This is a genomic window from Candidatus Pantoea bituminis (genome assembly GCF_018842675.1).
Classification (GTDB): domain Bacteria; phylum Pseudomonadota; class Gammaproteobacteria; order Enterobacterales; family Enterobacteriaceae; genus Pantoea; species Pantoea phytostimulans.
In genome coordinates this window covers 464,561-477,784 of sequence record NZ_JAGTWO010000004.1, presented here as the reverse complement: position 1 = coordinate 477,784, position 13,224 = coordinate 464,561, and the positions used below count along the sequence as shown (strand labels likewise).

At 52.1% G+C, this 13,224-nt stretch carries 10 protein-coding genes and 2 pseudogenes; 8 read left to right on the top strand and 4 right to left on the bottom strand.

Annotation, left to right across the window (positions count from 1 at the left end; all coding sequences use genetic code 11):
* The first annotated feature begins 143 nt into the window (after positions 1-143).
* Positions 144-971, top strand: coding sequence for a 2,5-didehydrogluconate reductase DkgA (gene dkgA, locus KQP84_RS06020; RefSeq protein WP_215845579.1), 828 nt, complete (start codon positions 144-146; stop codon positions 969-971).
* A 349-nt stretch (positions 972-1,320) separates the two neighbouring features.
* On the opposite strand, the gene ftsP is transcribed toward dkgA, so the two are convergent.
* The 3 genes and pseudogenes from ftsP to parC form a co-directional block, all read right to left on the bottom strand.
* Complete coding sequence (ftsP, locus tag KQP84_RS06015; RefSeq protein ID WP_215845578.1) at positions 1,321-2,751, bottom strand: cell division protein FtsP; 1,431 nt, start codon at positions 2,749-2,751, stop codon at positions 1,321-1,323.
* Positions 2,752-2,893: 142 nt separating this feature from the next.
* On the bottom strand, positions 2,894-3,631 hold the full coding sequence (locus KQP84_RS06010; RefSeq protein WP_215845577.1) for a 1-acylglycerol-3-phosphate O-acyltransferase: 738 nt from the start codon (positions 3,629-3,631) through the stop codon (positions 2,894-2,896).
* Positions 3,632-3,677: 46 nt separating this feature from the next.
* Positions 3,678-5,950 (bottom strand): annotated as a pseudogene (parC, locus tag KQP84_RS06005) (DNA topoisomerase IV subunit A).
* Positions 5,951-6,367: 417 nt separating this feature from the next.
* On the opposite strand from parC, the gene KQP84_RS06000 reads away from it, so the two are divergent.
* From KQP84_RS06000 to KQP84_RS05975, 6 genes and pseudogenes are all read left to right on the top strand, one after another.
* Entirely contained in the window at positions 6,368-7,930 is a 1,563-nt protein-coding gene (locus KQP84_RS06000; protein WP_215845576.1) for a BglG family transcription antiterminator, read from the top strand.
* A 14-nt stretch (positions 7,931-7,944) separates the two neighbouring features.
* Positions 7,945-8,415, top strand: a complete 471-nt coding sequence (locus KQP84_RS05995) for a PTS sugar transporter subunit IIA (protein WP_215845575.1) — start codon at positions 7,945-7,947, stop codon at positions 8,413-8,415.
* 22 nt (positions 8,416-8,437) lie between these two features.
* Positions 8,438-8,752, top strand: a complete 315-nt coding sequence (locus KQP84_RS05990; RefSeq protein ID WP_215845574.1) for a PTS fructose transporter subunit IIB — start codon at positions 8,438-8,440, stop codon at positions 8,750-8,752.
* Between the two features lie 11 nt (positions 8,753-8,763).
* Positions 8,764-9,854, top strand: a pseudogene (locus tag KQP84_RS05985) (PTS fructose transporter subunit IIC).
* 10 nt (positions 9,855-9,864) lie between these two features.
* Positions 9,865-10,716 carry a class II fructose-bisphosphate aldolase gene (locus KQP84_RS05980; protein WP_215845573.1) on the top strand — a complete coding sequence of 284 codons (852 nt, stop codon included), beginning with the start codon at positions 9,865-9,867 and terminating at the stop codon, positions 10,714-10,716.
* An 87-nt stretch (positions 10,717-10,803) separates the two neighbouring features.
* The gene (locus tag KQP84_RS05975) at positions 10,804-11,664 is read left to right on the top strand and encodes a ketose-bisphosphate aldolase (RefSeq protein ID WP_215845572.1); all 861 of its coding nucleotides are present in this window, start codon (positions 10,804-10,806) and stop codon (positions 11,662-11,664) included.
* A 48-nt stretch (positions 11,665-11,712) separates the two neighbouring features.
* Here KQP84_RS05975 and KQP84_RS05970 read toward each other — a convergent pair whose 3' ends face one another.
* Complete coding sequence (locus KQP84_RS05970) at positions 11,713-12,480, bottom strand: transporter substrate-binding domain-containing protein (RefSeq protein ID WP_215845571.1); 768 nt, start codon at positions 12,478-12,480, stop codon at positions 11,713-11,715.
* Between the two features lie 161 nt (positions 12,481-12,641).
* On the opposite strand from KQP84_RS05970, the gene KQP84_RS05965 reads away from it, so the two are divergent.
* Positions 12,642-13,223, top strand: a complete 582-nt coding sequence (locus KQP84_RS05965; protein ID WP_215845570.1) for an NAD(P)H-dependent oxidoreductase — start codon at positions 12,642-12,644, stop codon at positions 13,221-13,223.
* Position 13,224 lies beyond the last annotated feature (1 nt).

The window sequence follows — 13,224 nt, the reverse complement described above, 5'->3', positions numbered from 1 at the left end:
ATGGAGAATCGGGCAAGAAGCTAACAGGATCAGGCAGTGCAAAAGCGCCGTTTGCCTACCATGCTGAAAAGCAGCCTCAAAATTGTTGGCTAGACTTAAACACATTGAAAGTCACAGGTTAACTGCAACATAAAGGAGCAAGTATGGCAGACCAACCCATTATCAAACTGCACGATGGCAACATGATGCCGCAACTGGGACTTGGCGTGTGGCAGGCGAGCATTGAAGATGCGCGCAAAGCGGTGCTGAAAGCGCTGGATGTCGGCTATCGTTCCATCGATACCGCTGCGGCCTACAAAAATGAGGAAGCGATCGGGCAGGCCTTGCAGGAAACTGACGTGGCGCGCGAAGATATTTTTGTTACGACCAAACTGTGGAATGACGATCAACAGAACGTGCAACAAGCCCTGGAAACCAGTCTGGAAAAACTCAAACTAGACAAGGTTGATCTCTATTTGATGCACTGGCCGTGCCCAGAAAAAGATCATTATGTTGATGCCTGGAAAAAGATGATCGAACTACAGCAACAAGGCCTGGCCAAAAGCATCGGTGTCTGTAATTTCCATGAAGCACATTTAAAACGTCTATTGGATGAAACCGGTGTGACGCCAGTGGTGAATCAGATTGAGCTGCATCCTATGCTGCAACAGCGCACGCTGCATGCCTGGAATGCAATGCATCAGATTCAGACTGAATCCTGGAGTCCGCTGGCGCAGGGCGGTGAAGGCGTATTTGATCAGGCGATCATTAAAGAGCTGGCGAAAAAGTACGGTAAAACAGCCGCCCAGATTGTGATTCGCTGGCATCTCGACAGCGGTTTGGTGGTGATTCCGAAATCCGTCACACCAGAACGCATTGAGGAAAACTTTAAGGTGTTTGATTTCCGTCTGGATAAACATGAAGTGAGTGAGATTGCCAAACTGGACAGCGGCAACCGTTTGGGGCCGAATCCTGAGACCTTTAACGGCTGATTGAGTGCGAGGTTGTTTGCCCCCACCTCAATCCTCCCCCATACATGGGGGAGGAAGATGCTGCCCTATGTCAGTTATTTACCTGCATGTGGCAGCGTCTCCTTCCCCGCTTCGCGGGGGAAGGCCGGGATGGGGGACAGCGCGCAGATGACGTCGTTTGTCCCCCACCTCAGTCCTCTGAAGTGCGAGGTCGTTTGTCCCCCACCTCGGTCCTCCCCCATACATGGGGAGGAAGATGCTGCCCTATGTCAGCTATTTACCTGCATGTGGCAGCGTCTCCTTCCTCCGCTTCGCGGGGAAGGCCGGGATGGGGGACAGCGCGCTCAGTACTCAGCGCGTACCTTCACCATCAATTCGTTGGGTTCACCACCAACTGCCCCGCTGTACCGCGGTCGGCTAACTCCAGCGTTTGGCTGTAGTAAACAAAAGGGAAATGATCGGACGAACTTTGCGGGAAACTCACTAACAACTCCACATCACCATCCACCCAAACCGTATCTTTCCAGCCGCGATCCTCGCCCATCGGTTGCGCACCGTTCACACTTTTAATCAGGAACATCACACCCTGAATATGCAGTGCCTGTGGACGATCGGCTCGCACGATCCAGCGCTCAAACGTGCCTTGCTGTGTCGTGGTGTCAATGCGATTCATATCCCACATAGCGCCATTAATACCCGGCATGCTGTCGCCGAGGCGGAATTCACGCGTACGTGATGCAACGCCATCAAGGATCTGATCCGGCAGTAACCGCATCGGTAACGTGTCTGTCACCAGCGGCAGTAAGCCGGTTGGACGCAGCGTCAAAATCAGCGTTGAGGTCAAAATGGATGAAGGCTCAAAGAAGCCGCGCAGACGATCCATAATGCTTGCTGCTGTACCGGCGGTAATGGAGACTTCATCGCCCTGCGACATATCCACAAGCACTTCTCGGCGTTCGCCTGGTGCCAGGGTTAGCCGCTGCACGGCAACCGGCGCGGGCAAAAAACCTTGATCGCTAGCGATCACGGTAAAGGGACGATTGTCGCTCAGGCTCATTTCATAGCGACGGGCATTCGAGGCGTTCAGCAAGCGTAAACGCACCCAGCCGCGTGACACTTCAACAAACGGATTGCGCACACCATTAACCAACAGCGTATCGCCAAGAAAACCGCCATCTTGCGGCGGGTCATACACCGGCGTAGCAAAGTTATCGAGCCGCTTGTCTTGAATGATGATAGGGAAATCGTCGACGCCATAATGGTTTGGTAACGGTAACTGCTTGCTGACGTCATCTTCAATCAACCACATTCCCGCCAGGCCGTTATAGATGTGCGGTGCCATACGGTTTGGCGTATTGGCGTGATACCAGCACGTTGATGCGCCCTGACGAATCGGCAATACCGGTGCCCAGTCAGCACCCGCCGACATCATGCGCGGTGCGCCGCCCATCAGCGCCCCCGGCAAGAGCAAGCCGCTAACGGTCATTGAAACCGGTTCATTAAGACGGTTGCTGTAGATGAGTTTGACATCATCACCGCTGTAGACGCGCACTGTCGGCCCAAGATACATGCCGTTCAGGCCCCACACCGGGACTTTATTATTGTCGCCGCTAAATGACCAATGGCTGCGCTGTAAAGTCAGAAACAGCGGTTGGCCGCGACGTGATTCAATCAACGGCGGAATCGGAAGCGGCGTTTCGCCACTGGGATTTGAGGCGGCACGAGCCGCATGAGGTATGGCACTGGCGCTAAGCGCCACTCCAGCAGAAAGCTGGATGAACTGACGTCTGCTGAAAGACATAAAACTTCTGACCTTTTACGCGTGGCGTTCAAACGCCAACCCTGTTTTTATTGCTGTATTTGCTGTGCTGCGTTTACGGCAGCGACAAAAGAGTCCGCTGCCGTAGGCATCCCTGCAGGATAGTCGGCGATGAACTCGCCGGTCAGATTTTACCGTTTTTTTCGCGTTCTTCGACTTCGGCGTTAAGCTCTTCCAGCTTCGCCGCCATCAATTCACGACAATGCGTAGCCAGTTTACGTACCGATGTGGCCTCAAACTGCTTTATATCCACCGGCTCCAGCATTTCAACGATCACTAAACCGTTTTTCAGGCGGTTTAGGTTAATCTTTCCATGCGTGTTAGACACCACAATCGGGATGATTGGCACACCCGCTGCAACGGCGGCATGAAATGCGCCCGTTTTAAACGGCAGCAGGCCGCGTCCACGGCTGCGGGTTCCTTCCGGGAACATCCAGAACGAGATACGCTTTTTGTTGAACTGATCCACTAACTCACCGATGGTGCCATGCGCTTTAGAGCGATTATCACGGTCGATCAGCAAGTTACCGGCCAACCAATAGAGCAGACCAAAAAATGGCACCCACAACAGCGTCTTTTTACCGACCGTCACCGTGGTAGGCTGCACGATTTTAGCGGCAGTGATCATGTCGTAGTTGTTCTGGTGGTTCGCGATGTAAATCGCATTACCGTACTTATCCGCGCCCGGTGGCCTTCTTAACTCTACCTTAACGCCAAACACTGTCGACAATTTTCCGAACAGATGACCAAAAGTGGCGACATGGCGTGGATTGCGCGGTGAAAACAGACACCAGATACAGCCAAACACGCACACCAGGATTGAATAAATCACCACGATAATCGTACGCAGTATTAGTAACATAGCTTCCTCATTGTCCCGAGGCTGACGCGAATGTCAGCCCGGTTGCTTACTCTTCGCTATCCGTATTTCCTGGACGCGCTGGGGCGTCCAGCTCCACACGATCAATTTTTTGCAGGCCGCGTGGCAGCAAGGTGCCTCGACGACCGCGATCGGCGCGGAATTTTTGTAACTCTTCACTGCGCAGCAATAACTTACGTTTACCTACGTGCAGCGTGATATTGCTACCTGGCGGCAGAATCATCAGCCACGCCAGCTTGTCTGTACCCGCTGCCGCTTCTGCAGACGGAATAGAGATAATCTTGTTACCCTTGCCTTTCGACATTTGCGGCAGCTCACCGACCGGGAACATCAGCATCCGTCCAGCTTGGGTGATCGCCAGCAGCATGTCATCTTCATGATGAACCGCCATGGGTGTCATGACGCGCGCATTGTCCGGCAGCGTCAGCAACGCTTTACCGGCGCGGTTACGCGACACCAGATCGTTAAACGTACAAATGAAACCGTAGCCCGCATCTGACGCCATCAACAGCCGTTGGTCGTCAGGCTCCATCAACACTTGTTCAACTACCGCGCCCGGCGGCGGCGTCAGCTTGCCCGTTAACGGCTCGCCCTGCCCGCGTGCGGAAGGTAATGAAGTGGGATCCAGCGTATAGCTGCGCCCCGTGGAATCGATGAATGCCACCGGCTGATTACTCTTGCCGCGTGCCGCAGCCAGATAACTGTCGCCAGCTTTGTAGCTCAAACCGCTGGGATCAATATCATGACCTTTGGCGCTGCGCACCCAGCCCATTTGCGACAACACAATAGTGACCGGTTCTGACGGAACCAGTTCCGTTTCACTCAGGGCTTTCGCTTCTTCACGTTCACGCAGCGGAGAACGGCGATCATCGCCGTAGCTGGCGCTGTCGGCTTGCAATTCTTTCTTCAGCAGCGTGTTCATTTTGCGTTCGGAAGCCAAAATCGCCTGCAGCTGATCACGCTCTTTTTCCAGTTCGCTCTGCTCGCCACGAATCTTCATCTCTTCCAACTTCGCCAAATGGCGCAGTTTCAGTTCGAGGATCGCTTCAGACTGGGTTTCGCTGATATCAAAGCGCGACATCAATACCTGTTTTGGTTCGTCCTCGGTACGGATGATATGAATCACGTCATCAATATTGAGAAACGCCACCAGCAAACCATCAAGGATATGCAAACGACGCAGCACGCGCTCTAACCGGTAATTCAGGCGACGACGCACGGTATCGCGACGGTACACCAGCCATTCGGATAGGATCTCCAGCAGGTTTTTCACCGCTGGACGGTTATCCAGGCCGATCATATTCAGGTTTACGCGATAGCTTTTTCCAGATCGGTGGTGGCGAACAGATGGTTCATCACCTGATCGAGATCGACGCGATTGGATCGCGGCACGATCACTAAGCGCGTTGGGTTCTCATGGTTGGATTCATCACGTAAATCCTCCACCATCGGCAGCTTTTTATTGCGCATCTGGTTAGCAATCTGCTCCAGCACGCGCGCACCCGAAACCTGATGCGGTAAAGCGCTGATCACCACTTCGCCATCTTCTTTCTTATAGACTGCGCGCTGACGAATAGAGCCACGGCCATTCTGGTAGATTTTACGGATCTCGTCGCGCGGCGTAATGATTTCCGCTTCATTCGGGAAATCAGGTCCCTGAACGATATCCAGCAGATCATCCAGCGTGGTTTTAGGATTATCGATCAGCGCAATCACCGCCTGTGCCACTTCACGCAAGTTGTGCGGTGGAATGTCGGTCGCCATCCCCACGGCAATACCGGTGGTGCCGTTTAGCAGGATATTGGGCAGACGCGCCGGCAACATTTTCGGCTCTTGCATCGTGCCGTCAAAGTTGGGGATGTAATCAACCGTGCCCTGGCCTAATTCGCCCAACAGCACTTCGGCATATTTTGACAGGCGAGATTCGGTGTAACGCATTGCTGCGAACGATTTCGGATCGTCCGGTGCGCCCCAGTTTCCCTGACCATCAACCAGCGGATAGCGGTAGGAAAACGGCTGCGCCATTAACACCATCGCTTCATAACAGGCGCTGTCGCCGTGCGGATGGTATTTACCCAATACATCACCCACGGTACGGGCAGATTTTTTAAATTTTGCGCTGTTGTTTAGCCCCAGTTCCGACATGGCGTAAACAATGCGGCGCTGAACCGGCTTCAAACCGTCACCAATATAAGGCAAGGCGCGGTCCATGATCACGTACATGGAATAGTTTAAGTACGCATTCTCAGTAAATGTGTGCAAGGCAAGACGCTCTGCACCATCCTGCGTCAATTCACTCATTATGCTTTCATCCTCACATCGTGGCCCACAACAGCGGGACACCCGACGGTTGTTTGGCGAGGATAGTACCTTATTCGCCTGATTTAGTCACAGGGGAAGCGTGGCACGGCAGGCTGAGAATTAATCCTTTTTTTATGTGACCCAGCGCGTAAATAAAAAACAGAATGAGATAACGCTCACAAAATAATAGTAATAATTAATTGTGATCGCGTTCGCAATTAAAAACTCACCAAGCCTTATCGTATTAACGCTGTCCCGTAACTGGACAAGATTTAGTATTGTCGTTATTTCCGACCCCACCTAAATTTATCTCCATGCCTTACGACCTGATTTTTATTGCACGCTTGTCTCTTGATTTAATTAACTCCGCTAAAGCAGCGAAAAGAAATATACGCAGCTTTAAAGATAAGGTGACTCATGCAAAATTTGACGTCAAGACAACATCGCCTGCTGAAATTACTGCTGCAAAACAGCGCCCCGCTTACTTTGCTGCTGCTGGCGCAACAGTTAGAAGTCTCAGAGAAAAGTATCTACCGTGACTTACAAAGTATTGAGCTATGGCTGGTCGACTGGCACATCGCAATAGAAAAATTGCCGGGCCGTGGATTGCGTTTACAGATTGGTGACATGCAGCAAAGAGCACAGCTGGAACAGCATTTGACCAGCGAAGAACATTGGTCAGAAGGGTTTAGTCATAATGCACGTCGCGTGAAGATTGCTTCGCAACTGCTGAGTGAATCACCGCGAGAAACCTCAATCAGCAAGCTTTCAGAGCGCTACTTCATTAGCCATGCGTCAATAGTGAATGATTTAAGAGTGATTGAAGAGTGGCTGCAACCGCTGGGATTGCTGCTGGTGCGCAGCCAGAGCGGCACACACGTTGAGGGCAGCGAGCAGGCGCTGCGTCAGGCGATCGTTTCGCTGATCAATGACGTTATGCAGCATCATACGGCCAGCAACTCACTGGAACCACGCCTCGATCCGGGCAGCTATCAGGCGCTGATTCACTATTTCGGTGAACAGGATGTCGCCTTCGTGCAGGCTTTGCTGCAGCAGATGGAGCAGCAGTTGAGTTATCCGCTCAGCGATGCCTACTACATTAATCTCTGCACCCATATTTTGATCATGATGCATCGTATGGCGCAGGGAAACGCGTTGTCGCTGCCGTCGGCACTCAGTTCATCGGAACTGGACAGTCGCATTTTACTTATTGCTCGCCAGATGGTGACGCGCATTGAGCAACGTATTCAAGCACCCTTGCCCGTCGATGAAGTCGGTTTTATTTATCAGTATATCGTTTCGTCTGGCATTGTCATGGAAGAGCGTGGCAATGAAATGGCCGCACAATATCAATTCGCCAGTGAAGAGTCGTTAAAAATAACCCATGAATTAATCCGCTGCTTCTCAGAATTAATTCAACGTGACGTATCCCAGGACCGCTTATTATTTGAAGGGTTACTTATTCATATTAAGCCACTCATCAATCGACTTAAATATCACATTAATATCCGTAACCCTTTACTCGATGATATTAAAAATGAGTTAAGCGAGATATTTTCGTTGACGCAACTCGCCATGCGTCTGACGGCAAAGCACTTCCAGCTCTCAACCGTGGCGGATGATGAAGTGGGTTATCTCTGCGTACATTTCCAGGCCGCACTGGAGCGGCAGATTGCCCATAAACGCATTTTGGTGGTCTGCTCCAGCGGCGTAGGCACTTCGCATCTGTTGAAAAGCCGCATTCTGCGCGCTTTCCCGGATTGGATCATCGTCGGCGTGGTCTCTGCCAACAATCTGAGCCGCTTTTGCCAGCAGGAAACGGTGGATTTAGTGATCACTACGATTCATCTCGATAGCACTGATTTACCGATGGTTTACGTTACCGCCTTTTTTAATGACGACGACATTCGGCGCGTGACGGAAGCGATGATTGGCAGCCAGCTGCCGCACACGGCGCATTGCGCTATGGCAATTAATTGAATGAGGTTTGACTGATGGATATTTCCCGCATTCTTAACCCGCGCCGCGTAAACCTGGCACTGCACGCTACCAGCAAGGAAGAGGTAATAAATGAATTAACCGAACTGCTTTATCAGGACGGCGCCATCAGCGACAAACAGGCATTTATAGAGGATGTCTGGCTGCGCGAGGCGGAAGGTTCTACCGGCTTTGAAAATCATGTTGCTATTCCGCACGGGAAATCCTCTGCGGTGCTGCAAACCACGCTGGCGATTGGCCGTACGCAACATGACATTCCGTGGGAAACGCTGGATGACAGTGCGGTGCGCTGCATCATTCTGTTTGCGGTACGGCTCGAAGATCAGAACACCACCCATATTCGCCTGTTGTCACAAGTGGCCAGCGCGCTGGCCGATGATGAGGTGATTGCCCAACTGCTGGCAGAAAACGATCCCAGCAAAATCATCCGGCTGTTTAGTCAGTACGCCGAAACCGATCTCTGTTAATCCTACAATCCCGAGGTAAAACATGAATATCGTCTGTGTTGCCGCCTGCACGGCGGGCATCGCGCATACCTATATTGCGCGTGAAAAACTGATTAAAGGCGCACACGCGCTGGGTCATACCATCCAGGTTGAAACGCAAGGCACCATCGGTACTGAAAATGCCTTAAGCCATGAAGCTATTGCGGCGGCGGATGTAGTGATTCTGGCAGTTGATGTGAAAATCAGCGGTGAAGATCGCTTTCGCGGCAAACCGATCGTGAGAGTGAAAACCGAAGTGGTGATCAAGTCGCCGGTTAAATTCCTCGAGAAAGTGGCGGATTCACTGGCGCGTGCGTGAGGAGATCCAGCATGAACACTATCAAACGGCAATATGGTCAAGAGATCAAAGGGCATCTTCTCACTGGGATTTCATGGATGATCCCGCTGATCGTCGCAGCCGGGATCTGTATCGCGCTAGGTCAGGTGATCGGGGTCCCGACGTCGGTAAACAGACCGGCAGTATCGCCTGGATGCTTAACCAGATCGGCGGATGGGGAATGGGATTGATCGTGCCGTTGATCAGCGCGGCGATCGCATATTCGATTGCTGATCGACCCGGTTTTGCACCCGGCCTGATCGTCGGTTTCATCTGCGGGCAGATCGGCACCGGTTTTATCGGCGGCATTCTCGGCGGTTTTCTGGTGGGCTACACCGTGCTGCTACTGCGCCGCAGCATCAAACTGCCGCAGTCGATGCAGGGATTGATGCCCGTCATGATATTGCCAGTGCTCAGCACGGTTATCGCTGGACTGCTGATGATGACGTTTGTGGGCCAGCCGATTGTCTGGCTACAAAAGACCTTGATTACGCTGCTGGAGTCGATGCAGGGCGGCTCGAAGTTTGTGATGGGTGCCATTCTGGGTGCAATGGCGACCTTTGACTTCGGTGGGCCAATCAACAAAACCATGTCGCTGTTCGCCGATGGCATGTTAGTTGACGGTATTTATGGCCCTGAAGCGGTGAAATTTGTCGGTTCGATTATTCCCCCGTTTGGCATCACCCTTTCCTACCTGTTAACGCGTCACAAATATACGCAGGCAGAAAAAGAGGCGCTAAAAGCAGCCTTTCCGATGGGTATCTGCATGATCACCGAAGGTGTGATTCCGATTGCTGCCCGCGACTTGTTCCGTGTGGTCGGTAGTTGCGTAGTGGCCTCTTCCATTGCTGGCGGATTGATCATGGTCTGGGGCGTGGAAGCGCCAGTGCCGCACGGTGGCATGTTCGTGGTGCCGCTGTTTACCAAACCTTGGCTGTTTTGTCTGGCGCTCGGTATCGGCACGGCAATATGCGGCGTGATGCTTTCTCTGCTGAAAAAAACGGTTACCCAAGCGGATGAAGAGTTTGACGACGTGGAAGACCACAGTGTTCGCGACGATGACATCAAATTCACGCTGGAATAAGGAGCCATGTATGTATGCAGCAATGAACGACCTGATTACTCAGGCAGCACGCGGCAAGTATGCGGTGCTGGCTATCAACTGCTTCAATCTGGAAACTGCCCGCGCAGCTATTCAGGCTGCCGAGCAGCAGCGTGCGCCGCTGATCCTCAACGTTTATCAGGGGCACAGCGCACACTTCCCGCCCGCCATTGCCGTGCCGCTGGTGCGAGCGCTGGCTGAAGCGGCCAACGTCCCGATTGCGCTGGCACTCGATCATGGCAAAGCTTTTGCGTTGATTGGGCAAGCCTTTCGCGCAGGTTTTACCGGCCTGATGATTGATGCTTCATCAGAGCCGCTAACGGAGAATATTCGGCAGACCGCGCAAGTAGTGAACATGGCGCATACCACAGGCGTGTGCGTTGAAGGCGAGCTGGGGCATATCGCCGATGCGCCTACCTATGAACGGGCGGATGCGGCGGTGAAAATGACGCAGGTGAAAGATGTGCTGCCCTTTATTGAACAGACTCAAATCGATCTGCTGGCGGTTTCGGTGGGCACAGCGCACGGCCTTTATCCGGCTGGCGTTAAACCGCAAATCGACTTTCAGCGCTTGAGCGAGATACACGCGGCTTCATCCGTTCCACTCGCGCTGCATGGCGGCAGCGGTACGCCCGCCGATGATATTCGCCGCGTCAGTCAGCATGGTGTGGTCAAAATCAATGTCGGTGCTGCGGTGTTTGATGCCGGAAAACAGGCATTGCAGCAGGCGCTGAAAAAACATCCCGATGCTGAACTGGCGGATTTACAAGGATTAATGGAATCCGCCTGCCGTGAAGTGGTTATTGAATATTTGAGCTGGTCAGGCGCTGCTAACCAAGCCTGATAATCCTTTTTAGATCACCGCAAAAAAGTCTGTGACCACACAGGCGCGGGAACCCTTTGTCGTAAAACAAGCTGAGGAATAGTTAACATGTTGATTTCAATGAAAGAGATGTTAAGCCCTACTCGCCAACACCGTTTCGCCATTGGCGCGTTTAACGTGGCGGATAGCTGCTTTATTCGTGCAGTGGTAGAAGAAGCAGAAGCAACGCAAACCCCGGCCATTATTTCGATCCATCCCAGCGAACTGGAGTTTGTCACCGATGCGTTCTTTGGCTACGTCCGCGAGCGTACGCTGAAAAGCAAAGTGCCCTTTACTCTGCACCTTGATCATGGCGCTTCGGTGGCGCAGGTGTTGCGTGCAATTCAGTGCGGGTTCACCTCGGTAATGATCGATGGTTCGCTGCTGCCTTATGAAGAGAACGTGGCATTGACCAAAGAAGTCGTGAAACTGGCGCATGCAGTAGGCGTTTCGGTAGAGGGCGAGTTGGGCACCATCGGCGATACGGGAACCTCGGTTGAAGGCGGCGTCAGTAAAGTCATCTACACCGATCCGGCTCAGGCCGAAGATTATGTTCAGCGTACCGGCGTTGATACTTTAGCGGTGGCGATTGGCACCGCACACGGCATCTATCCAAAAGATATGAAGCCAGAATTGCAGATGCATATTTTGCGAGAGATCTCGCAGCGCGTCGATATTCCGCTGGTGCTGCATGGCGGATCAGCTAATCCCGATGCCGAAGTAGCGGAGGCTGTGACGTTAGGTGTCGGAAAAATCAATATTTCCAGCGACATGAAGTTCGCTTACTTCCAGAAAGTCCGTGAAGTGTTAACGCGTGAAACCTGGTGGGACCCGAATGTTATCTATCCAGAAGCGATTGATGCAGCCAAAGCGGTCATTCGCTACAAGATGAACCTGTTTGGTGGTTTGGGTAAAGCCAACCTTTATTAAAGGCAATAAAAGGCCGGGACGATCCCGGCCTGTTCCGTTAACACTTTTTTACTGACTAACGCCCATCCATTGTTCTGCAACGCGCGCATATTCACCGGTCGCCGTACTCAGATGCAGCCATTGATCGACATACTGCTTCCAGCTGATGTCATCACGCGGAATCATGTAAGCCTTCTCGCCATATTGCAGCGGTTTATCCGCATTCAACGCACAAAGTTGCGGAAAGCGCTTCTGCTGATAAAGCGCTTCTGAGGCATCGGTGATCATCACATCCGCTTTGTTATCCACCAACTGCTGGAAAATGGTGACGTTATCGTGGAACAACGTCAGCGAAGCCTGTGGTAAATGACTATGGACAAAGGCTTCGTTGGTGCCGCCCGCCGGTTCAATCAAACGGACGCTGGGCTTATTTAACTGCTCAACGGTTTGATATTTTTCTTTATCCGTACAGCGCACCAGCGGAATTTTTCCGTCTACTCCCAGCGGCTGAGCGAACCACGCCGTTTGCTGACGTTTTAATGTCACCGACACGCCACCGAGCGCGATGTCGCAGTGCTTCGCGAGGAAATCCTGCATCAGGGTTTTCCATGTGGTGGGCACCCATTCGACTTTTGCGCCAAGTGAAGCCGCCAGCGACTGCGCCATGCTGATGTCCAGCCCTTCATAATTGCCATCTGAACGCAGATAGCTGTAAGGCTTGTAATCGCCAGTGGTGCAGACTTTCAACGTCTTACTGCTGAGAATGTTATCGAGATGGGATTGTGCCTGCGCGGCACCAGAGGCCAGCAGCAGTACAAACAGAAAGCTTTTTTTCATGGGTTATGCGTCTTATTTGATGTTGATTCGCGCGCTGATGGTGACATAAATGCAGGGATTATTGCTGTACAGGCAAAAGTGTTGTGATCCAAATCCCATTTTTCCCGTGCCGCTTCGCGCGTAAGCTGTGGCCCATAGTCAAATAACGGAGCACACAGTTAATGAGCAAGATTTTAATTATTGATGGTGGCAAAACGTTTGCCCATTCCAAAGGCGAACTGAATCACACCCTGACCGACGTGGCTGCCAGCCAGCTGCGCGACTTAGGACATGAAGTTTCGGTCACCGTTGCGGACAGCGATTATGTGGTTGCCGACGAAGTGCAAAAATATGTAGAGAGCGACGTGGTGATTTATCAAATGCCGGGCTGGTGGATGGGCGAGCCGTGGACGGTAAAACGCTACATTGATGAAATCTTTACTGAAGGTCACGGTTCACTGTATGCCAGTGATGGTCGTTCTCGTTCAGATGCTGAAAAGAAATACGGTTCTGGCGGTCTGCTTCAGGGCAAAAAATATATGCTTTCTCTGACGTGGAATGCCCCGCTGGATGCCTTCACCGATCCAGATCAGTTCTTTGAAGGCGTGGGTGTTGATGGTCTTTATTTACACTTCCATAAAGCCAACCAGTTCCTGGGGATGGAAGCATTGCCAACCTTTATTTGTAACGACGTGATCAAACAACCGGATGTTCCGCGTGATATTGAACGTTATCGGACTCATCTCAGTCACGTTTTTGCGTAAG